This window comes from Paenibacillus suaedae (assembly GCF_032337355.1).
GTDB lineage: Bacteria > Bacillota > Bacilli > Paenibacillales > Paenibacillaceae > Paenibacillus_B > Paenibacillus_B suaedae.
On the sequence record NZ_JAVYAA010000007.1, the window covers coordinates 100,186 to 122,865 of the forward strand.

At 45.4% G+C, this 22,680-nt stretch carries 21 protein-coding genes; 15 read left to right on the forward strand and 6 right to left on the reverse strand.

What is annotated here, in order from left to right; genetic code table 11:
- Nucleotides 1-65 precede the first annotated feature (65 nt).
- The 3 genes from RQP50_RS23645 (at nucleotide 66) to RQP50_RS23655 (ending at nucleotide 2,413) form a co-directional block, all read left to right on the forward strand.
- Nucleotides 66-1,121, forward strand: a complete 1,056-nt coding sequence (locus RQP50_RS23645) for a hypothetical protein (RefSeq protein WP_315746943.1) — start codon at nucleotides 66-68, stop codon at nucleotides 1,119-1,121.
- 166 nt (nucleotides 1,122-1,287) lie between these two features.
- A complete protein-coding gene (locus tag RQP50_RS23650; RefSeq protein ID WP_072732198.1) occupies nucleotides 1,288-1,893 on the forward strand; it encodes a hypothetical protein in 606 nt (201 codons plus the stop codon).
- A complete protein-coding gene (locus tag RQP50_RS23655) occupies nucleotides 1,877-2,413 on the forward strand; it encodes an SMI1/KNR4 family protein (RefSeq protein ID WP_072732197.1) in 537 nt (178 codons plus the stop codon). Before RQP50_RS23650 ends, RQP50_RS23655 begins: the two co-directional genes overlap by 17 nt.
- A gap of 113 nt (nucleotides 2,414-2,526) precedes the next feature.
- Here RQP50_RS23655 and scfB read toward each other — a convergent pair whose 3' ends face one another.
- Together scfB and scfA are read right to left on the reverse strand one after the other, a co-directional pair.
- The gene (scfB, locus tag RQP50_RS23660; protein WP_315746944.1) at nucleotides 2,527-3,906 is read right to left on the reverse strand and encodes a thioether cross-link-forming SCIFF peptide maturase; all 1,380 of its coding nucleotides are present in this window, start codon (nucleotides 3,904-3,906) and stop codon (nucleotides 2,527-2,529) included.
- Between the two features lie 102 nt (nucleotides 3,907-4,008).
- Complete coding sequence (gene scfA / locus RQP50_RS23665) at nucleotides 4,009-4,158, reverse strand: six-cysteine ranthipeptide SCIFF (protein ID WP_021255503.1); 150 nt, start codon at nucleotides 4,156-4,158, stop codon at nucleotides 4,009-4,011.
- A gap of 456 nt (nucleotides 4,159-4,614) precedes the next feature.
- Between scfA and RQP50_RS23670 the strand changes: the two genes are divergently transcribed.
- The 3 genes from RQP50_RS23670 (at nucleotide 4,615) to RQP50_RS23680 (ending at nucleotide 7,235) form a co-directional block, all read left to right on the forward strand.
- Nucleotides 4,615-6,024 (forward strand): N-acetylmuramoyl-L-alanine amidase family protein, encoded by a 1,410-nt coding sequence (locus RQP50_RS23670; RefSeq protein ID WP_072732195.1) that lies wholly within the window; start codon nucleotides 4,615-4,617, stop codon nucleotides 6,022-6,024.
- A 20-nt stretch (nucleotides 6,025-6,044) separates the two neighbouring features.
- Entirely contained in the window at nucleotides 6,045-6,608 is a 564-nt protein-coding gene (locus RQP50_RS23675; RefSeq protein WP_072732194.1) for a GerMN domain-containing protein, read from the forward strand.
- A 75-nt stretch (nucleotides 6,609-6,683) separates the two neighbouring features.
- Nucleotides 6,684-7,235, forward strand: a complete 552-nt coding sequence (locus RQP50_RS23680; protein ID WP_315747071.1) for a cupin domain-containing protein — start codon at nucleotides 6,684-6,686, stop codon at nucleotides 7,233-7,235.
- Nucleotides 7,236-7,410: 175 nt separating this feature from the next.
- On the opposite strand, the gene RQP50_RS23685 is transcribed toward RQP50_RS23680, so the two are convergent.
- Nucleotides 7,411-8,118, reverse strand: a complete 708-nt coding sequence (locus RQP50_RS23685) for a Crp/Fnr family transcriptional regulator (protein ID WP_021255499.1) — start codon at nucleotides 8,116-8,118, stop codon at nucleotides 7,411-7,413.
- 100 nt (nucleotides 8,119-8,218) lie between these two features.
- Between RQP50_RS23685 and RQP50_RS23690 the strand changes: the two genes are divergently transcribed.
- On the forward strand, nucleotides 8,219-9,496 hold the full coding sequence (locus RQP50_RS23690; RefSeq protein WP_315746945.1) for an NCS2 family permease: 1,278 nt from the start codon (nucleotides 8,219-8,221) through the stop codon (nucleotides 9,494-9,496).
- 169 nt (nucleotides 9,497-9,665) lie between these two features.
- Here RQP50_RS23690 and deoD read toward each other — a convergent pair whose 3' ends face one another.
- Entirely contained in the window at nucleotides 9,666-10,382 is a 717-nt protein-coding gene (deoD, locus tag RQP50_RS23695; RefSeq protein WP_072732191.1) for a purine-nucleoside phosphorylase, read from the reverse strand.
- 159 nt (nucleotides 10,383-10,541) lie between these two features.
- Nucleotides 10,542-11,300, reverse strand: coding sequence for a Crp/Fnr family transcriptional regulator (locus RQP50_RS23700; RefSeq protein ID WP_315746946.1), 759 nt, complete (start codon nucleotides 11,298-11,300; stop codon nucleotides 10,542-10,544).
- A gap of 208 nt (nucleotides 11,301-11,508) precedes the next feature.
- On the opposite strand from RQP50_RS23700, the gene RQP50_RS23705 reads away from it, so the two are divergent.
- From RQP50_RS23705 to RQP50_RS23725, 5 genes are all read left to right on the forward strand, one after another.
- Nucleotides 11,509-12,540 (forward strand): BMP family lipoprotein, encoded by a 1,032-nt coding sequence (locus RQP50_RS23705; RefSeq protein ID WP_028532627.1) that lies wholly within the window; start codon nucleotides 11,509-11,511, stop codon nucleotides 12,538-12,540.
- Between the two features lie 83 nt (nucleotides 12,541-12,623).
- The gene (locus tag RQP50_RS23710; protein WP_021255494.1) at nucleotides 12,624-14,156 is read left to right on the forward strand and encodes an ABC transporter ATP-binding protein; all 1,533 of its coding nucleotides are present in this window, start codon (nucleotides 12,624-12,626) and stop codon (nucleotides 14,154-14,156) included.
- Entirely contained in the window at nucleotides 14,153-15,226 is a 1,074-nt protein-coding gene (locus tag RQP50_RS23715; protein ID WP_315746947.1) for an ABC transporter permease, read from the forward strand. The genes RQP50_RS23710 and RQP50_RS23715 overlap by 4 nt, the downstream gene beginning before the upstream one ends.
- Nucleotides 15,227-15,229: 3 nt before the next feature.
- Nucleotides 15,230-16,180, forward strand: a complete 951-nt coding sequence (locus RQP50_RS23720) for an ABC transporter permease (RefSeq protein WP_021255492.1) — start codon at nucleotides 15,230-15,232, stop codon at nucleotides 16,178-16,180.
- Between the two features lie 644 nt (nucleotides 16,181-16,824).
- Nucleotides 16,825-17,724 carry an SDR family oxidoreductase gene (locus RQP50_RS23725; RefSeq protein WP_315746948.1) on the forward strand — a complete coding sequence of 300 codons (900 nt, stop codon included), beginning with the start codon at nucleotides 16,825-16,827 and terminating at the stop codon, nucleotides 17,722-17,724.
- A 127-nt stretch (nucleotides 17,725-17,851) separates the two neighbouring features.
- Here the strand turns inward: RQP50_RS23725 and RQP50_RS23730 are convergent, their stop codons facing one another.
- Complete coding sequence (locus tag RQP50_RS23730) at nucleotides 17,852-18,325, reverse strand: GNAT family N-acetyltransferase (RefSeq protein WP_072732187.1); 474 nt, start codon at nucleotides 18,323-18,325, stop codon at nucleotides 17,852-17,854.
- A gap of 200 nt (nucleotides 18,326-18,525) precedes the next feature.
- On the opposite strand from RQP50_RS23730, the gene RQP50_RS23735 reads away from it, so the two are divergent.
- From RQP50_RS23735 to RQP50_RS23745, 3 genes are all read left to right on the forward strand, one after another.
- A complete protein-coding gene (locus tag RQP50_RS23735; protein ID WP_315746949.1) occupies nucleotides 18,526-20,085 on the forward strand; it encodes a limonene hydroxylase in 1,560 nt (519 codons plus the stop codon).
- A gap of 43 nt (nucleotides 20,086-20,128) precedes the next feature.
- Nucleotides 20,129-21,355, forward strand: coding sequence for an RtcB family protein (locus tag RQP50_RS23740; protein ID WP_315746950.1), 1,227 nt, complete (start codon nucleotides 20,129-20,131; stop codon nucleotides 21,353-21,355).
- 167 nt (nucleotides 21,356-21,522) lie between these two features.
- Nucleotides 21,523-22,662, forward strand: coding sequence for a beta-ketoacyl-ACP synthase III (locus RQP50_RS23745; RefSeq protein ID WP_072732184.1), 1,140 nt, complete (start codon nucleotides 21,523-21,525; stop codon nucleotides 22,660-22,662).
- Nucleotides 22,663-22,680 lie beyond the last annotated feature (18 nt).

The window sequence follows — 22,680 nt, forward strand, 5'->3', positions numbered from 1 at the left end:
CTATTGAACGAGTTTACTTGTTTTTGATACTGTAGTGGTCTATTTATATGTCAGAGGTGAAATTAATGAAGAATACGGCTTTGTTGTTGGAACAAGGTTATTGTTCCAGCCATTTAAAAAATGCACAATTGCAAACTGAAAGTTTAATACTAGAAATCCCTTTTAATGAAACTATAAGCGAATACGATATTTGTAGGTTTAAATTGATTGTTGAAGAAGTGAGGAATGAAAAACAATTATTATTGGACTCCGCTATATTAGGTGAAAAAGTTTCAGAAATAGCATATAAAAATGTATCGTTTTTGGAAAGAGACTTTGTTCGTTATACACATGAAAATAATTTGGAGTTACTTAAAACTAGCGAAAATGAGACTATTCAACAAGCCCTTAAAGATGGGGTATTACACGAAAAAAACTCTTATCAGAAGGATTGCATAAAATTAAACGGGAAATATGATATCAAGATTCAAGTTTTTCGACAAGGGATTCGTCATCCTGATTTTTTATCATCAGAATCCCCTCAATATGTTACGGATTATGAACAAAAAATAGAAACAATTACTGTTTATGTGCTGATATTTAGTAACTCTATTGATATTAAAAAAAATAAAAAGTTTGCTAATTCTTCTGTTTACGGAAGTTTGGGGAATCTGGGATTCTTTATGGTTGATCTTAAACAATTTAGTGAATTTATAAAAAATGAAGTTGGTAATGAGCCAATCAATCTTGTTGATTTATTTACTACAACCGATCTAGTTGATAAAAGTTTTGAAGAAGGTATGCTGATTATTACTTGGGGGATTAAACCTTGGCATTATTATATTCAAACGATGAATAGTTCAATTATATTTGATGAATGCATAGTCAGTGGAACCTATAAAATTAAAAAAGAGATAAAGGAGTTATCTGTTATTCCTGGTGATGAATTGCTCACATGGCCAGCATGTCTTGAAAAAGAATGGCCAATCATTCGATTGGAAGGTGCTGGTGAAAAAATTGATCTTTCGCTATGTACTTGGTCAGGTGCACTCGGAAACGAAATCATTCCTATGTATATTCTTCAGAGAAGTGAAGACAAGGTAGAAAATATAGAACCGATTATTAATTACAGTTTCTTCTGAAATGAAGAGCATTTCAAAGTCTACGACAACATCTAAAAAATAAGCATGCATAGAAGTCCTGTTGAGAAATTTGGGACTGCCAAAATAAAGATGTTAGGACGAGCAGAATAGACTGAGAGGTATACATATGGAAAAATTCCTAAGAACAAAGTAAGAGGAGTTTATTATGGAAATAGGAAAAAGGCTTAGCAGTCAGCTAGAAGGACATAGTATATCTGAAATCGTTTATCGTTTTATTACGGAGCCTACTACATTTGAAAACAGTGTATATGATGAATCCTATGACATACTAAAAAGATATTGCAATAACATATCTGGGGATGAGAAGTATGATACGATTTTATCATATTACATAGAAATCCTTAATGAACAAGAAGTTGAATTGAAGTTGTACTTTTCAGAAAAAAAACGATACTTGCATGCGATTGAATTCTATGAAGACTCTCCGAATTTATTTGACTTCCAAGAATGTCTAGAGTCCAAGGATATTCACGTATATGTATGTAAATATGAGGATTTCGATTGGGAGTATGGAGTAATTCTCCTTAATAAAACAAAGGCGTTAGAATTTAGAGTAAATCAATCTTTAGGGAAATATGAAATCTTTCAAATCGAAGCTCCTCATGTTGGGGAAGATAAGGTCGAACGTACATCGAGTAGGATGAGAGGGATTCAAACCGCATATAAAGAAATCAGCTTTCAGGATTTGCAAACATCTCGTTTTTGGAAAGTGAAAAGTAGGAGGTGGAACTCACATGAACAACCATTCTAAAGGAAACAATAATAGATTTCTGAATCATGATATTTGTTTTGAGGAATCTTGGAAGACGATATCAGTATCCCAAATAAATGAAGTTGTACCTGATGAGTTTCCAGGTAAAAAAGATTTTATCGCGTTTTACCTTGCTAATAATGGCGGGGTTTTTACTAAAGGAGCATATATTTATCCTGATCATTTTTATGAAATAACAAACAAGGATTATTTATCGATAGAGATTGGGAGCTTCTTTCATATTCCGTTAATTGAAGACGAAGAGGATTCTTATTTCACGATGTCTATGGAAAGAGCAAAAGATAGAAGGGCAGATTATTCTGAGGATTTTGAAAATTTCACTCTATTTCATATCCCTTTTGCCGACAATCATGCGGATAATGATTTTTGGATTGATATCCAAACTGGGGAAATTAAATATATGGATTACGAAGAGAGTTACGACCCTGATGATGCATTCGTTGTAGCACCTTCCTTCTTGGAATTTTGCAAGCACATTCAGGCACAACGTAGGGAATAGATGATGTTATCATCATTCCACATAGTATGTTTCACAAATTGATTCAGATTAATATGACAGAGAATGATTAGCGGCAATAGCAAAGAGGGGCGGTGAGCCCCTCTTTCATTTATCTACACTTCACTCTCTTCCATCTCTCTAATCGACTCGGCGACCTTGGCCATCATGGAGCATTCAATCCGTTTGCGGAAAACGTCACAACTAAACTCATAGGATCCGTTGATGGAGCCTGTCGCATGCAGGGCATTGGCAGGACACCCGCCGCTGCAGTAGAGCTTAGCCCAGCAATTCTGGCACTCCGGCTTCGTGTAGCAGTTGCTCTCTTTGAATTGGCACTGCAGCTCAGGACGCGTGACGCCATCCCAGATGTTGCCCATGCTGTACGCTTCATCCCCGACGAACTGGTGGCAAGGGAATAGTTCGCCCCATGGCGTAACGGCGAGATATTCTGTACCTGATCCACAGCCCGTGATTCGCTTCTGGATGCAAGGGCCTTCTGAGAGATCGAGCATGTAATGATAGAAGGTAAACTCTTTGCCTTGTTCGCTGCGTTCAATCATTTCTTTGGCGAGAATTTCGTACTGATTATATATTTCCGGGAGATCTTTCTCGGTAAGCGCATAAGGCTCCCGTGGATCACAGATGACAGGTTCCATCGAGATTTTGTCAAAACCTAGATCTGCGATATGGAAGATGTCATTGGTGAAATCGACATTGTTCCGCGTATACGTTCCCCGTACATAGTATTCCTGATCTCCGCGCTTTTGGATGAATTCTTGGAACTTCGGTACGATAGAATCATAGCTGCCCTTGCCGGTAACGGTGGTGCGCAGCCGATCATGAACCTCTTTTCTTCCATCCAGACTTAAGACGACATTGTACATTTCCTGATTTAAAAACTCGGTGACTTCATCGTTGAGCAGCATGCCGTTGGTTGTGAAGGTGAAGCGGAATTTCTTCTTCCATTCCTTCTCCTTGCTTCGTGCGTACTTTACAATCTCTTTGACGACTTTCCAAGCCATAAGTGGTTCCCCGCCGAAGAAGTCGATATCGAGGTTTCGGTGATGGCCAGAATTTTCGAGCAGATAATCAATAGCTCTTTGTCCAACCTCTACGCTCATAATTGCTCGATCACCATTGTATTTCCCTTGACTGGCGAAGCAATACTCGCACGACAAATTGCAAGTATGCGCGACATTGAGACAGAGCGCCTTCACATACGTTTTACGTGTTTTTAAATGAATAGACAGCTCCTCATACGCATCCTCTGTAAAAAGCTGCTCATTCTTTATAAGGTCCTCGACCTCTAAGATCGTCTCTCGAATAATTTCTTCTGAATATTGTTTTTCCTTCATTAACGATAGGATTTGTTCGGGTGTTTCCTGTTCATAAAGTGCAATGATCTCATACGCCAGGTCATCAACAACATGCACAGAGCCACTATAGGTGTCGATCACGATGTTGTATCCGTTCAGTTGGTATTGATGAATCATACTGCGAATCAAGCTCCTTTTTGTCTACAAATTGCAGGTGGTTTCCGTAGAAACAACTTCGCCGTCCTTGGAAGGACGGCGGTGAGTTTCATTGCCTATTTGTTATTTGTTCATGTCATTCTCACAACGTTGATTGGCTACGCCGCAGGAAGTCTTGCAAGCAGACTGGCAAGATGTCTGGCATGCGCCGCATCCGCCGTGTTTTGCAGTGTCCATCAGTTTGCGTGTGCTTAGTGTTACGATTCTTTTCATCATGAATAACTCCTCTACCATTTCGTGAATGCGAATAAACTTGCTACGTTGAACTATGGTAGCAACAACTTTGGAGGTTCAACAATCAAAAAGGTCACACCATTGATTGGTGTGCATATAATTACGCTTCGTTTAACTCTATCTACTATCCAATCCGAAAATAAATGAACACTTTTGCCAACAACATGGAAGGGGATTCACCTATACTTGTAGAATATTGTATGTCAAATAATTGGAAATTTTGATAGAAGACTACGAATACCTATATTCGGTGCCGGGAGGTGGATGGTCGACTTGCGAGACTCGAAATGATTTGCTCTATAGTAATTTCATATCAATTACTTATTCATTTTATAGATGCAGTCGAGAGGATCATGGTGTGGTTTTACATGGGTGGTTGGTCGTAGATGTGATCATGAATAACAATTCCGAAGCAGAATGAGACAGAGGTGTAATATGAAGAAATCCATACTTTTTATTCTATTTAGTGTGCTTTTTCTGATCGCTTTGCCGAATCATAGTGACGCGGCAGCTAAGCAAACGAAAATTATTTTGGATGGTGAAGAGTGCGTTCTCCCTGAGAATGCTGAGGTCGTAAACCTTAACAATAACGTGATGATTCCCATTCGTGTAGTTGCTGAAAATTTGAAGTTTAAAGTGGACTGGCAGCAAAAAACGCAAAATGTGAAAATCCAGCAAAACGCCAAGGTGATCTCATTAGCAGTTGGTAAGAAAGAAGCGTTAGTCGATAATGAGCAAAAAACGCTGAGTTTCGCACCGCAAAATATAAAAAACACAGTGGTTGTCCCCATACGATTTGTAAGTGAAGAGATGGGGTTGAAAGTAGGCTGGAATAACGTAGACAAAATCGTCACGTTGGATCGAATCAACTCCGATTCAGACTCTCCTCCTGCAGCAGGTGAAGAGTCTGAATCGGAATTACATCATGTGAATGACATTCAATTTGCAAACAATCAACTGGTTGTTTCTTTAGATCAGGAAGTTACTCCAGTAATCTCTCAATTGACGAGCCCAGATCGGATCGTTGTTGATCTGCCCCATACTGCATTTGGAGGGTCTTTGGCTGAATCCCTCGGTTCTAAATCGGTAGGTAAATTAGATTTAAGTGGGGTACCCAATGTTACGGAAGTAAGATATTCGTTATTTAATCAAGACCCGGCTCAAATTCGAATTGTCATTGAGTTAAATCAAATAAGCAATGTACAGTATACTTCCGAATGGATCGAAGGCCAATTAATTGTTGATCTGAATATGAATGGTGATCTCATTACTACCAATCCCGATGCTGTGCTTCCTCATTCAGGTGCCAAACTCGTAGTTATCGATCCAGGTCACGGCGGTAGCGATCCGGGGACATCGGGTTATTCGAATCAAGTTGAGAAGGACTTTACGTTAGCATTGTCCTTGAAAGTCCAAGCACTGCTCTTAGAGGAACCTGAAATCAAAGTTGTCATGACTCGTGAAACCGATGTATATCCTACTCGTACAGAACGTGTTCAATTGGCCAATACAGGTAAGGCGGATGTATTTGTATCGATACACGGCAACAGCGTGAAGGATTCACCCAAAACGACAGGTACAGAGACGTTCTACTATCAACGAAGCAGCAGTAAAAGTCTGGCTGAAGTGATTCATAGGCATTTGATCGAGGCTATCGGGCTAAAGGATCGCGGTGTGAAAAATGGCGACTTGCAAGTCATTCGAGAAACAACAATGCCGGCAGTCCTGTTAGAGATTGGATTCCTAAGTAACCCTGAAGAAGAAGCAGCACTATTATCAGATTCTTTTCAAGATAAAGCTGCTCAAGCTATTGTTGATGGAATCAAAGAATATTTGGGGAAGTAAATCGGTGAGGATGTGCTGGTATGAAGCAACGTATGTCGATTACGATTTTGATATTGGTTATCGCAATAGTAGCGACAGCCTGTGGAGGCAAGCCTGCTACAAAATCAGGGGCGGCTTCAACGTCGAACGAGGGGATTTATTCGCCCGCAAATGGAACGGATAAGGCAGTAGATAAAGCTGAAAATCAAACGGAGGAGATTGTCGTTTACTTCGTGGATTCTCAAGTAACGGAGTTAAAGCAGAGTAAGATGGAAATTCATTATTCGGATAGTCTGGACAAATATAAGAAAGTATTTAAAGCTCTACAAAGCAACAATCCTGCTGATCTTCTATCCTTATGGAATAAAATCGAGTTAAACGCAATGAAATTCCACGAGGGCGTTTTAACAATTGATGTGCATATTCCAGGCGAGGCGAGATTAGGAGCTGGCGGTGAACTATTGGCTTTGGGTGCGCTCAAGGAGACCCTATTTCAATTTAAGGAGATCGAGAACATCGAACTTCTTAGTGATGGAAAAGCTCTAGATAGCTTCATGGGGCATGCTGAACTGGAACATCCCATTTCTCGTAATAAGGCTGAGTAAAGAAGTATGCGCCTCTATATGGGCAGCTGCATAGGATATACGGTGGTGATGAAAAACAGTACGAGGAGAATGAATATGTATCCGTGCAATTACCAACCGTGGCATTATCCTTCTCATTATCCCCAGGACAGCATGAACCGGTGCTATAGTTGGAATCCGTATGATTATAGCTGGAACAATCATCAGTGGCCTTTTTCAAGGAGCAATATGGTGTTGAAGGATTACGGAGGCCAGCCGTTCGTCGTTGATATTGAGCAGGCAGCTGAGCAAAACAAGACGTATCGTACGGCTCTGTGGACGGGAGAGCACTTGCAAGTGACGCTGATGAGTATTCCAGCCGGAGGTGATATTGGCTTGGAAATGCATCCGACAACCGATCAGTTCATACGGATTGAAGAAGGGCAAGGGCTTGTGAGGATGGGGGAGAGTAAGGAGAAATTGGACTTCGAGCAGCACGTCGATGGTAATTATGCCATTATGATCCCGGCAGGAACATGGCACAATGTCGTCAACATCGGGTATGGACCGCTTAAGCTCTACTCGATCTATGGCCCGCCCAAGCATCCGTTTGGAACCGTTCATCCAACGAAGGCGAGTGCCATGGCCGCAGAAGGCAGCCATAGCTGAAATATCTCGTTATGGAGCCGAAATGATGAGACTAGTTGTTATCACGCTCCACCAAGCGATAAGCGAGGTGGAGCGTTTTTGCATTTATGATCCAGTTCACAAAATAAACGTTATGGGCGTAACTGATACGCCTTCGGTTCTTTTGATATAGTTAGGCTGTAAGCCAACGTGGTCATTACCACTTCCGAAGTGCAGGGACTTCCTCTGTTTCCTCGCACATCTGTTCTAGCTTCTGTAAATTGAGGATATATATAAATTTCTGACGAATGTCGATCAGTCCTTCGCTCTGAAAGTCACTTAGGGTTTTGGAGATGGATTCACGTGTGATCCCCACCATATTGCCGAGCAGGGCATGATTGATTTTCATATCAATCTTGTAAGCGGTTCCATCTTCTTGACCAAAATTATAGTATAAGTCCATAATTTGATTGGCGACTTTCGTTCGCACATCACAGAATGTCATATAACGGATCATGCGATTCAAGACGCGCACCCGTTGAAACATAATCCCGTATGCTTTGTGGAGAACAGAAGGATATTCCTTAATGATTTGCAAAAAATCTGGTTTACTAATCTGCCAGGCAATAAGCGGTTCCAGCGCTTCGATGGTGCAGATCCGATGGTTATCGCCAGAAATGGCTTCGGCTTCGCCGAATATTTCACCCGCGAGTTGAATGCTGAGCACAACTTCCTTCCCATCTTGAATCCGGTATATTTTGACTTTGCCGGTTCGAAGAATGAAGATCTCATCGCTATGGTCATTTTCAAACATGAAGACATGATTTTTTTTATAATGACGTTCTTTAAGCATTGGTGCGATACGTGCAGCTAAATCACCAGGTGGAATCTCAGAGAAAAGTGGGATTTGAGCAATGTCTATCATACGTCCAGATCCTTTCATAGTGAGATCAGCACTATTGTAACATGGTTTGACCATAAGTAATAATCAGGAATAATTGGATGGAGGAAGAGGAGAATTGAGGGTGCGAGCGAAGGAACTGTTCCAAATTCGGGACAACGAGACCAATATACGTACGGAAATGCTGGCGGGTCTGACTTCATTTATTACAATTGCCTATATTATTGCGGTTAACGGGGCTATCTTAAGCATTGCGGGCATGCCGTATGAAGCCGCAACAATAGCGACCGTACTGTCTTCCATAGTCGGATGCATGCTAATGGCATTCTGGGCGAAATCACCGCTCATTCTGGCGCCAGGCATGGGGGATAACGCATTTTTTGTGTTTACGTTGGTGGCATCCTTCGGCCTGACGTGGCAGCAGGCACTGGCAGCGGGTTGTGTCGCAGGTGTTCTGTTCTTTGGCATTTCGATGACGAGAAGCGCCTTCTATTTGTCGCAGACGATACCCGAATCGATGATACGAGCCATGACGGCAGGCATCGGATTGTTCATTGGATTTCTAGGATTGAAAAATGGCGGGGTGATCATACCCAGTGAGAGTACGTTCGTGCAATTGGCGAGCTTCAGCGATCCGTATGCGTTAACGACTCTATTGACGCTTGCTCTCGTAGTCCCGCTGTTTTTGCGCGGGGTGAAGGGAAGCTTCCTGATTGGAATCCTTGCAGGAACACTGATTGGGGGAGTTCTTGGGATTGTCGATTTCTCGAATATGGATAGCTTCACATTCTCGATGGCGGGGTATGAGCAGCTGCTATTTGCTTTTGATTTTAGCCTGCTGAGCAGCTTTCATTTCTGGATTGCCGTGTTTTCCTTATTGATGGTCATTCTCTTCGCGAATATGGGAGCGCAGTTAGGCATGCTGCCGGACACTTCGAAGTTCAAGCGTTCATTTCAAGCCAACGCGTTATCTATCATTACGGCATCCATGCTCGGATGCAGCCCGACGACTACGGTTGCTGAATCCGCAACAGGTATTGCGGCTGGGGGGAGATCTGGATTAACGCCATTTATCGCAGGTTTGCTGTTTATTCCGGCATTGTTTGTTGTTCCGATTTTGAAATTGATCCCGTATGCTGCGATTGCACCTGTGCTTATCATCGTAGGCTGTTTGATGATGCAAGGGGTCAGACATATTCAGTGGGATGACTTGACGGAGGCTTTTCCAGCATTTCTGATGATGCTCGTGATGCCGTTATCATTCAGTATCGTGAATGGGATCGCATGTGGCTTTATTGCTTATCCGATGGTCAAAATCGTCACGGGACGGCGCTCTGAAGTCACGGCAGCCATGTATGGGATTGCGGTATTGTTCTTGATCTACTTTATCGTGAGGCAGTAAAAGATTTTTGTGTAAAATTTTGTCTAAATATGGTAAACTAGGCGGAGAGGATGGTTGGAGAGGGGGACGTGCCGTGAGACTGATTGCCATCACCCGAATATGACGCATCGCGTAGGCTTATGCCTGATGCGCCCATATTCGGGTTTGTTACGGTTACGGTGAAGCAGCATTATCCTTGGCGGATCGCTGTCTCCAAAGCGACTTCAATCATATCGTTGAACGTCAATTGCCGCTCTTCGGATGTCGTCGCTTCACCTGTTAGGATATGGTCGCTTACTGTGAACATAGCAAGTCCGTTGATTTGATGCTTCGCCGCCAGCGTGTACAATGCTGCAGTCTCCATTTCAACAGCCAACACGCCGTAAGCGCCAAGCTTCAGCATCGTTTCCTTGTCATTGTCCTCTGTATAGAAGATATCAGAGCATAAGATGTTCCCAACACGCAGATTTAGTTTCTTCTCCATGCCGATATCGTACGCAGTCTTGATGAGATCGAAGTTCCCAATCGGCGCGAATGCATAACCTGGGAACCGGTTCGTATTAAGCGAAGAATCCGTACATACCGCTTGGGCAATAAGCACGTCGCGCAGCTTCACATCATGTTGAATCGCGCCGCATGTTCCGATGCGAATGATCGTCTTCACATCATAATCTTGAATCAATTCTGTTGCGTAAATCGCGAATGAAGGAACACCCATCCCAGAACCTTGTACAGAAACAGGCTTCCCTTTGTATGTCCCTGTGAATCCAAGCATCCCGCGGACTTGGTTGTGGCATTTCGCGTTTTCCAAGAATGTCTCAGCAATATACTTCGCGCGTAGCGGATCTCCAGGCATTAAGGCAACTGGTGCGATTTCACCTTTTTTAGCTTCTATATGTACACTCATTGGAACGTACCTCCTTTTTCATTTTCAAGCGCATAAATCATGAAAACGCTTTACTCCAATACCCTATCATACGTGTACACATCAATTCAGTAATGCAAGCTATCGCTTTTCTGTGAAGTAGATTACAAAAAAACAGTGCAGCGTTTAACTGAACTTCTTCTACGCTCCATCTATAATCGAGTTGTCTCCAGCTTTTGTGTACCACCTGCGCTGGTCAGGCGAATGAGAGCATACACGATCACATATGCCGCGCAGCGTGGGGAGATCAACAATTTTGATCGTTTTCTGTTCAATCGAGATGATCCCTTCTTCTTGGAAATCCTTTAATACTTTGGAGACGGATTCGCGGGTTACGCCGAGCATATTAGCAATGACATGATGCGTTAATTTATAGCCAATTATGTAAGCGGATTCACCTTCGGCTTTCCGTCCTAGGTTGCAATACAGGTCATAGATGAGGTTCGCCGTCTTCAGACGAGTGTCAAGGAAGGAGATGTACTGGGCTTTGCGATTGAGAATCCGGATGCTCTCTACGAGCAGCCAGTAACAGCGTCGCAGCACGCTGGGATACTCGTCCAGAATGGTCTGGAAATCTTGCTTCTTCAAATACCAGGTGTGCACGGTTTCCATAGCAGCGATGGAGGCAATGCGGTAATCATCATAATGGATGGCTTCGATCTCGCCGACGACATGGCCAGGGAAGGCAACGCCATATATGATTTCTTTGTCTTCGAACAAGCTATATATTTTAATGGATCCGGATCGAATAAGGAACACATCGCCATTATGATCGCTCTCGTAGATAATAACTTGATTCTTGCGGAATTGCCGTTTGCTGAGCATAGGCATAATACGCTCTACTGCTTCATCTGATAGTTCTTCAAAGATTGAAATGCTTCTTATGTCTGTAATCATCATAGATGCCCTCACTTTCCAATATATGTGGCATGTTAGAAAATCACCGAAGCTAGTCCATAAAAGATAGATTAATAGAGCCGTGTTGAGTGTTGAAACGAAGCTTTTTACTGTTCATTATGACCGTGATGCGGCTGAAATTCAAGGCAAGTGAAGCCCATTACCGTTAATGAAATAGATTTTCACAAATAATGTGTCGGAGGGTCTAGAGATGAAGAAAAAGATGAATCTTTTACTTGTATTCGTATTGATGGTTTCCATGGTGTTATCCGCATGTGGCGCGAAGAATGAATCCAAGAGCGGAGCTGGCACAGCTGGAGAAACTGGCGGCAAAAAGCTCAAAATCGGTATGGTTACTGACTTGGGTAGCGTCAATGACAAATCCTTCAACCAGAATGCATGGGAAGGATTGCAGAAGTTGAAGGCTGACTTTGGATACGATGTCAAATACGCGGAACCCAAACAAGATTCTGAAGTCATCCCAAACTTGAATCAATTCGTCAAAGGCGGATATGACCTCACATGGGCGACAGCTTATACATTGGATGGCGCCATAACGCAAATTGCCAAAGAAAACCCGGATGCGAAGCTTGGCATCATTGATTCCTCCATTGTTGTGCCAAACGTTGCAGCTGTTTCCTTCAAAGAACAAGAAGGGGCCTACTTAGTAGGGGTAATCGCTGGCTTGATGACCAAATCGAATAAAATTGGCTTCGTCGGCGGCATGGAAATCCCTCCAATCCAACGCTTCGCAGCCGGTTTCCGTGAAGGGATCAAAGCCGTAAATCCGAATGCACAATTATCCGTGAACTATACAGGGCAATTTACACGCGTTGATATGGGGAAATCCGCTGCGGCGACGATGTACAATGACGGCGCAGATATTATTTTCCATGCTTCAGGATTGACAGGCAACGGCGTATTTAACGAGGCGAAAGAGCGTGTCTCCCAAGGGCAAAAAGTATGGGTTATCGGGGTAGATAAAGACCAATCTTTGACGTTCGGCGATGAAGTAACCTTAACGTCCATGATCAAGAAGGTTGATGTCGCTGTCTATGAAATCTCAAAGCAACTAGCAGAAGGCAACTTCCCAGGCGGTAAAGTGACGAACATGGGTCTCAAAGATAACGGTGTTGACATTGCACCAACATCCACTAAGAACGTTCCGGCAGATGTATTGGCGAAAGTAGAAGAATACCGCAAAAAAATTATTGACGGTGAAATTGTCGTACCAGAAATTTAGAGCAAAGAACCGATTGGAACCGAAAAGCTCCCCTCGCCTAATCAGCGGGGGGTTGTTTCTGGAGGAGGAAGGAGCCAAGTCTAATGGTGCATACAGAGACGGTATTGGAGTTAAAAGGAATCACAAAGCGATTTGGTGACGTCGTCGCGAATGAAGACATCTGCTTTGCCTTGAAGAAGGGCGAAATTCATGCCTTGCTTGGTGAGAACGGTGCGGGCAAGTCGACATTGATGAATATCGTATTCGGATTGTATCAGCCAACAGAAGGCTCTATTTGGGTCAACGGACAAGAAGTGATTATGGATACCCCGAACCGGGCGATTGAGCTGGGGATTGGGATGGTGCATCAACATTTCAAGCTTGTACAGCCTTTTACGGTCACTGAAAATATCATTCTCGGCATGGAACCGAAATCCGGTCTGAGAACTGATTTGAAGAGTGCTTCAGCTAAAATTCGGCAATTATCGGAGCAGTATGGCCTAAATGTGGATCCTGCTGCCAAGATTGAGCATATTTCAGTAGGAATGCAGCAGCGGGTAGAAATCTTGAAGACGCTGTACCGCGGCGCAGATATCGTCATCTTGGACGAGCCGACGGCGGTGCTGACACCTCAAGAGATTACGGATCTGCTTGCCATTATGAAGCGGCTTGCGAGTGAAGGCAAGTCCATTATTATCATCACGCACAAGCTGAAGGAAATTATGGAGGTTGCGGATACGTGCACCATTATTCGCCGGGGGCGCGTGATCGACTCGGTTATGGTCAAGGATTCCAGCCCTCAAGAATTGGCTGAGAAGATGGTGGGCCGCGAAGTGCGGTTCAAGACGGAGAAGGCTCCAGCCAATCCGATGCAGCCTATTCTGAACGTAAACAACTTACACGTTCGCAGGGATAATGGACAATTTGCGGTAGACGGCCTCTCCTTCCAGGTTCGTGCGGGTGAAATCGTCGGCATTGCGGGGGTTGATGGGAACGGACAAACCGAGTTAATCGAAGCATTAACAGGCATGCGGCGTGTAGAATCGGGCGAGATTCAGTTGGACGGCGTCAATGTCGTGAACAAGACTCCGCGTGAGGTTGGCCGAGCTGGAATGTCGCATATTCCGCAGGATCGCCATAAGCATGGTCTGGTGTTGGACTTTACCGTGCCGGAGAATGCAATCTTGCAGACCTATGATAAGCCTGAATTGACGAAGGGCGGACTTATGGATCACAAAGCTGCGTTAACGCTCGCCGAGAAATACGTGAGATCATTCGATATCCGTATTCCCGGATATGAGGTGCCGGTACGTGCAATGTCCGGAGGCAACCAGCAGAAATTAATTATCGCGCGGGAAATTGATCGGCATCCCAAGCTGTTGATCGCCGCGCAACCGACACGCGGCCTCGATGTTGGAGCGATTGAGTTTGTCCATAAGGCGCTCATTGCGGAACGCGATAATGGCAAAGGCATACTTCTCGTATCCTTCGAATTGGAAGAAATCATGAACGTAGCTGATCGAATTATCGTGCTCTTCAATGGTCAAATCGTAGGAGAAGCTCGTCCGGAAGAAACCAATGATCAAGAGCTAGGATTGATGATGGCAGGCAGACGACAAGGAGGCGAATCGAATTGAATCGTGTGAACAAGCTTCTGCGTCAAGAATCGATCTGGATACCGTTCATTTCCATTGTGATCGGGATTGTCATCGGCGCGATTGTGATGCTGATTGGCGGATATGATCCATTGCTTGCCTATTCTTCGTTGATAGATAAGATTTTCGGTAGTGTCTATGACATCGGTGAAACGCTGCGTTCTATCGTCCCACTGATTCTATCAGGTCTCGCGGTTGCGATCGCATTCCGCGGCGGGATGTTCAATATCGGGGTGGAAGGGCAGATCGTGATGGGCTCTCTCGGGGCCTTGATGGTCGGAAATATGCTGGAATTGCCGCCATTCATTCATGGGATCGTAGCGATACTCGTCGGAACCTTGTTCGGCGGAATATGGGGGGCACTGGTCGCCATATTCAAAGTCAAACGCGGGTTGAATGAAGTTATCTCGTGCATCATGCTGAACTGGATTGCCCTATATATTAGTCATATTGCAATCAAATCGTACATGGCTGAAGCAGGCACATCCCGTTCACAAATGATCCATGAATCTGCGGACGTCCAGATTCCGTGGTTATCGGATCTGCTCAGCGGGGCTCGTATTCACTGGGGATTCTTCATCGTCATCTTCATCCTTATCGGTTATTACTATTATATGAACCGCACCAAGAAGGGCTATGAGATTCGTGCAGTAGGATACAATAGGCATGCTGCGGAATACGCAGGGATGAATGTATCTAAGATTGCGATTCGTACGTTCTTTATCTCCGGCGCGCTTGGCGGCTTGATTGGCACGTTCGAAGTGCTCGGTGTATTTAAATATATGGCGATTACGCCTAATACATCTGGCATTGGGTTCGATGGAATCGCGGTAGCCCTGCTCGGCATGAACACGGCAGTTGGGGTAACCTTGTCCGCAGCTCTATTTGGCGGCTTGTATTATGGTGCGCAAGGAATGAGCTTCGGTGCTGATGTGCCTCCTGAAGTGATTAAGATGGTAATCAGCATCATTATCTTCTTCGCGGCAGCTCCAGGAGCCATCCGCATGTTCATCAAGATGTTCAAACGCAAATCGAAGCGGGAGGAGGGGTAAACCATGGATATTCTAGCCAATCTATTGAATGGAACATTCGTGTTTGCCACGGCATTGATCTTTGCCGCACTCGGCGGGGTGATCGTCGAACGTACCGGTGTTATTAACCTGGGACTTGAAGGGTTTATGATATCGGGAGCCTTCGCTGCTGCGGTTACGACGCATTATGCGGAGAGTGCGGGGCTTGGCGGTGCTTCGCCTTGGTTAGGTCTCCTCGGTGCCATGATTTTCACGCTGATCTTCTCCGGCATTCATGCACTTGCTTCGATAAAATTTAAAGCAAATCAGGTAATCAGCGGGATTGTCGTCAACTTGCTGGCGGCGAGCTCGACGTTCTTCATGGTTAAGCTCTTGTTCGATGGAGCAGCGGAGACGCCGATCATTGAGGTGTTTTTTAAATGGTCCATCCCATTGTTGAGTGACATTCCGTTCTTCGGAAAAGCATTCTTTACGGCATATCCAACGACCTATATCGCTTATATTTGTGTATTCGTGGTATGGTTCGTCATGTATAAGACACCGCTTGGCTTGCGGATGCGTGCGGTTGGGGAACACCCTGGGGCTGCTGATACGGCAGGCGTGAAGGTTAATCGCCTTCGTACGTTATCCATTCTGGTTGGGGGATCCATCGCTGCCCTAGGAGGCGCAACGGTCGCCTTAACGGCGAACAGCAGCTTCGCGCAGAGCACGATTTCCGGTCAAGGCTTTATTGCCCTTGCCGCGGTCATCTTCGGGAAGTGGAACCCAATAGGGGCGTTTGGCGCAGCGATTTTCTTCGGATTTGCCCAAGCGCTCAAGGATCAGGTTGTCATCTATGATTGGGCGAAGACGATACCGACCGAAGTGTTCTACATGCTTCCTTACCTGTTGACCTTGCTGGTGCTGCTCTTCGCAGTTGGGCGTACGAGCGGACCAACCGCACTCGGAGAGCCGTACGATCCGGGGAAAAGATAGAGCTTATTTCGATTTCGTCCATGTGAAGAAAGTATAATAAAATAGATAGCATCCCCTCAGAGGTAATTGGAGCAACCAATACCTTCTGGAGGGGATTTTTTTATTTGAAAGTCTATATTCGAATCATCTGTTAAACTACACACAGTTCCCTAAGCTCCTCTAAGTGAACAGGTCAAAATTCCGCGTTTCTTTTCATCCTTGGCAGGTATAATGGTGGGAGCGTGCTGCCCTAACAAACGGAACATGAAGACTGGTCAGGATAAAGGCAATGTTGATGGTGTTAGTTAGTTAGTTAGTTTATATTTGGTTGAAATTTCCTGCCGTCTTTGCTACAGTATTGGTATCTAACAGGAACGGAGGGTTATGTGTGATAGATTGTTCCCGATAAGCCAACCATGCAAATTGCATTCATTGGTTCTTTGTTTCTCTGCCTGTCAGCAGAGCAATCGGGATAAGTCTGTCCATATGCCGTCTAGTTCATGTCTTGGCGAGTGTCGCGAGGATTTGCCTGCGTTTTTTTTATCGAGGGCTTCTTTGGCGCTGTTCGAACATGGACTTATACAGGGATATTCCTACCCGATTATAGTTGGCACAGGCAGAGCATTTGTCTGTGTTTTTTTATTTTGGTTTAGGGGGGATTTTCGATGACAACACAGGAACTGTTCAATCCTGAAGATCGGAAGAATAAGAAGAGACGCGTGTGGCTGATTACGGGCGCCAGCAAGGGGCTGGGCTATGCATTTGCCAATGCTGCGCTAGAAGCAGGAGATCAGGTTGCAGCCGTCGCCAGAACCGTCGGGAAGTTAGAATCACTGAAAGAGCAATACCAAGATGCACTGCTATTTTTACGGCTTGATATCCGGGAGCGGGAATCCGTATTTGCAACCGTAAAGGCGGCGGAAGAGCATTTCGGGCATCTTGATATTGTCGTGAACAACGCGGGCACGATGACGTTAGGCATGGTCGAGGAACTGAGCGAAGCCGATGCAAGAGATCTCATGGAAACGAATTTTTTCGGGGCGCTATGGGTTTCTCAGGCGGTATTCCCTTACTTGCGTGAGCAGCGGTCAGGGCATTTGATTCAAATTTCCAGCATAGGGGGAGTAATCTCAGGTCCAATGACAGGCATGTATAGTGCAAGCAAATTTGCACTAGAGGGCCTAAGCGAAGCGTTGGCGCAGGAAGCAGCCCACTTTGGGGTGAAGTTGACGCTCGTGGAGCCGGGCGGGTATTGGACGGATTTATACAGCACGATGAGCTATAGCCAGCCATTAGAGGCTTACCATTCTCTTCGAGAAGAGCTAGCCCAACAGTATGCGGAAAGTTCGATAGATAGCGATCCTACATTGGCTGCCGAAGCGCTTATGAAGTTGGTGGATAGTGAGAATCCGCCTTTGCGGCTTATTTTGGGAAGCGCGATTTTTGATATCGCCAGAAACACTTATAAGGAGCGTATTGCGACCTGGGAAGCGTGGGAAGCGGTGAGCAGAGCGGCGGAACAGGGGATTCCGGCACCGCCGGGGGAGGGGGACACCGAGGTATAAGAAGAAGTAAGAGTAAGTAAGAGTACACGATGCTTATCGTCACCTAAAAAATAGAAAGCCGTTTCTCGGTATGTACTGGGAAACGGCTGTCATTTATCCGAACTATGTCGCTTATTTAATGGAGGATTTACTTGATAGAGGTAACAAACAGTACTCTGCTTCCGCCTCTTCCGTCATAGTTCGTATGTACGGGCACCCCATCTATCTCGCCGTCTCCTTCTTCGATTCGGAAGCCCATCCGCGTATGAAATGCGATCGAAGTCGTATTAACGGGTGAAGTCAAACAGCGGACGGTGTCGCAATCGTATTGCCGTACGGTATCGAAGAACGTTTCGTACAGCCTTTTCGCGATCCCGGACTTTCGATGATTCGGGTGAACACCGATAAAATGGATATAGGCCTCGTTCGGATAGGTTTGCGACACGAACCCAATTAAGAAGGCGATCATTTCCCCGTCTTGTTCTGCAATAAAGCTCGTTTGTTGAAAATGGACAAAAAACAATTTTGGCAGCATATCAGACATATTTCTGCCACCCCACCAATCATTAAGAACAGAAAGCACGCTCGTATAATCGGACGTTCTCACTGCACGAATGTTCATACTCAGCACCTCACTTATGCGAATAATAGATAAATTTTACCATGAATTAAGAAAGGGAGCTGTATATATTCTGTGGTCGCAAGATTGCATCGCATAAAAGAACGGGTTTATAGATGTCGTAATACTTTTACCATGTTCATTGGATTGGAAATAAGCGAAGATAGAGGCAGAAGAACGTATCGGGAAAGGGGAACAGTACGATGATTATTTCTTTTGACCAAGCGGCACCATGGAAGGGGAGACCTTCCATTTATTCATACATACGAGATCAAGGGGAGTCAGTAAATGGCTCTTTGCCCGATGATGAAGAGTTCTGGGCGGATAATCAGATACGGTGGGCATCAGGTGCTTTGGACGGAGTGCTCAGCCACCATGCAGCAGGCAGTGAGAGGAATGAAGAGGTAGACGAGATCGTCGAATTGCTGGTGAAGCAATCTAGAGAGATGAAGCATGCTACGCGAAAGGCACTGTATATGAAGCTCGCTACGGCTCAAATAAGCAGCATGATTGACGATATATTGGAGCAGGTACGTACTCATCCAGATATACGACCAGAGCCCGTATTCCATGAAGCGGTATGGCTCGCTGAGCATGGGGCACATCGCAATGTCGTAAAGTTCGGTATTGCGCTGCTCGGTCTTTTCCAAAATGAACACGTGAAGGAGCTGCTTCTAACGCTCGGTAGGCATGATGAGTTCACGCTGTATACGGCAGTCGCGATTCGGAATGGAATGGACGACAGCAACGAGGTGCTGTGGGAATTAGCCAAGCATGTTCATGGTTGGGGGAAAATTCATCTCGTAGAGAGGCTGGAGCCGGCGACGCAGGAAATTCGAGATTGGCTGCTGCGCTATGGATGCCAGAACAATGTTATGGATGAATATTTGGCATGCATATGTGCGAGAAATGGAGGCTTGCAGGGGGCGCTATCCGTCGAGCAGGTTGACCACGAATTGTATGAAGGTGCGACGGATATTATTGAAGCTTTGTTAAATGGAGGCCCCGCAGAGGATATCGATGATTATGAGTATGCTCCACAAGTGTTATCGGATTATGTAAGGTTGGCGCGAGAAATGTGTTCCACGGTCAAGCACCTATCGGTTATGTTCCATCTGCACGACTTCTTAGCCCAAGATGAGGAGAGATGGAACGAGCGAATGTCTGCAGGATGGCCGGAGCAGCTTAGAACCGATACGATAGAAGCAGTTCAAGTGATCCTTGCCCAGTCGAAATGGAAGGAGAACGTGCTGGATGCAATTGAATCGGGCGAATCGATGTATCGCTATTACGGCATAGCATGCGCAGGGAAGCTCGGGATAGATATTTGGGAAACCCTTTATCATCAGCTTGCGGAGGATCCACTGCAGGATTCCCTTTACTTGCAGCTCATGAAATCAGAAGATGCGAGCAGAATTGAGAAGCTGGTTCAGTTCGCTGAGGAACACTTGCCACTGCAGCAGATCGCTACAGGTTTGGGGGCTGAGATGGGGCTTGGGAAAGAGTACATTGCGCATCAATGCTTAAATAGCATCTTGCAGAGCTTGGAGCGATTCGCTGGTATTGGAGAGAGGCTCATTAAGGCCGGTCTAAACAGTCCTGTCGTTCGCAATCGGAATATGGCGCTGCGGGCGTTGGAAGGCTGGGACGCTGCTTCTTGGGGCGAGCAGCTCATTGGGGCGGTCGTACATTTGTCGGAAATTGAGACTGAAGAAGCGGTAAAAGAACGAATTCAGGCGCTGCGAGAAGTTAAAGGCGTTTGAATATTCGAATAGAAATTATACTTTACTGGAGTTGAAGAAGTATATGGCTTATCAACAAATAGACGGCGTACGCGTCTGGGGCAACCCGGAGGAGAGCGCCGTTACGCAAGCGAAAATGTGCGCTAAGACGGGTAATGTGGTTCAAGCCCTGCTGATGGCGGATCATCATAAAGGATACAGTCAGCCGATTGGCGGGGTCGTAGTCTATGACGGGCAAATCTCGCCTTCAGGTGTCGGGTATGACATTGCCTGTGGGAACAAGGCAGTCCGTACTCATTTGACTGCAGAAGATATCAAGCCTAGATTGCCGAAAATCATGAACGAAATCGCCCGCAAAATCTCCTTCGGGATGGGGAGAGTCAATAATGAGAAAGTGGATCACGATCTCTTCGATGATCCGGACTGGAACGTCTATCAAGCGATTGGCAAGCAGGAGCATGACAAGCTGAAAGCATTGGCTCGCAATCAGCTTGGTACCGTTGGAAGCGGCAATCATTTTGTAGACTTGTTCGAGGAAGTAGGGACAGGGCGGCTGTGGGTCTCGAATCATTTCGGGAGTAGAGGATTTGGGCATAAGACGGCGAGCGGATTCATGAATCTGGCTGTCGGACGGGAGTTCCTTACCAGTGCTCCAGGAGAGAAGATGGATCAGCCTCCTACCCTTCTTGATCTGAGCAGCGAGGTTGGAGATATGTATTACCGTGCCATGAAGCTGGCTGGACGGTATGCCTATGCAGGACGGGATTACGTAATCGAGCAAGTGCTGGCGATACTGGGTACGGATGCTGATCTTGAGGTGCACAATCACCATAACTATGCTTGGAAAGAAACGCATAACGGCAAAGAAGTCATGGTTGTCCGCAAAGGGGCGACTCCTTCCGCACCGGGTCAGGTCGGATTTATCGGCGGCAGTATGGGCGACATATCGGTAATTGTGAAAGGCAAGGATAGCATAGAGAATAGCGAAGCTTATTACAGCACCGTTCATGGCGCGGGACGGATCATGAGCCGGACGCAGGCGGCAGGCAAAATGAACTGGAAGACCCGAACTCGAAGCGGCGGTAAAATTACGACAGCGCAAATGATGGAGGCCGTGCGCACATTCGGCGTCGAGCTGCGCGGAGCGGGCACGGACGAGAGTCCGTTTGTGTATCGTAAGCTGCAGGAAGTATTGGATGCACATGAAGAAACGATCGAGGTGATGCACACATTAAAGCCGATCGGCGTGTGTATGGCCGGAGCAGATGAGTTCGATCCGTATAAGGATTAGTTAGCGTGTAGTAGCATACATTTGAAAAGTACAATGGAAGAAGAGCGCTCTGATACGGAATAGAGCGTTCTTTTTCTTTTTTTTGTTGTTTGCAAAATCCAATACTTTACAATTTAATTAAATTCTATGATAATCAAGAAATATATCATATTTTATGGAGGTGCTTCATGAATCAAGTCTATATAACAAGTATAGGTAAATTCCTTCCTGGCTCTCCGGTTAGTAATGATGAAATTGAAGATTATCTAGGCAAAATTGGTGGTAAGACCTCAAAGACCAAGCGGATCATCCTTGAAAAGAATCAGATAAAATATCGCTACTACGCAATGAACAAAGAACAACAGAGCTTATATACGAACGCAGAAATGGCTGCTCTAGCAATACGAGATGCACTAGAACGAAATGAAAACATAGCAGAACAGGATATTGGCTTCCTAGCAACAGGAACGACGAGAGCCGATTTGCTTCTTCCTGGTTTTGCGAGTATGGTACATGCCGAAGCGGGCTTGCCTGTAATGGAGATATCCTCGCACAACGGCTTATGTGCAAGTGGAATGCAGGCGTTTAAATACGCCTACTTGCAAATTAAATCTGGCGAACAAGAAGCAGCAGTCGCATGTGCCAGTGAGTTTCTGAGCCGTGAATTTAAGCATACGAAGTTTGAGGCGCAGTCTGTACATTGCAATGGGCGTGTGCCGTTCGACACGGACTTTTTGCGATTTATGCTGTCGGATGGTGCAGGCGCGGTTATATTGCAGGACAAGTCCTCCGCGAAGGGGTTATCGCTGCGCATCGAATGGATTGATAACAAGTCCTATGCAAATGAGTATGACGTATGCATGTATTCGGGTATGGATAAGGACAGTGGAATATCTTCCTGGCTTGATTATGCATCCATTCATGAAGCGGCGGATCAAGGGGCGCTAAATCTGAAGCAAGACGTCAGACTGGTTAATGAAATCACGACGGTAGGTGTTCGTCGATTTTTGGAGCTGGTGCAGGAAGGCCGGATTGAACCTGAGACCATCGATTGGATGGTTTGCCACTACTCGTCGCATTTTTTCAGAGATGAGATATTCCGGTTGTTAGAGCAGGGCGGGGTAACAATACCAGCAGAGAAATGGTTTACGAATTTATATACAAAGGGAAACACGGCTTCCGCTTCGATATACATCATGCTGGAGGAGCTCATGAATGAGGGGCATCTAATGGAAGGGCAGCAGGTACTGTGCATCGTTCCCGAAAGCGGTAGATTCCAAACCTCGATTATGATGCTGACAGTAGTTGGGCCTTCGGTCGAAGAATAGAATTGGATAGATGGCATT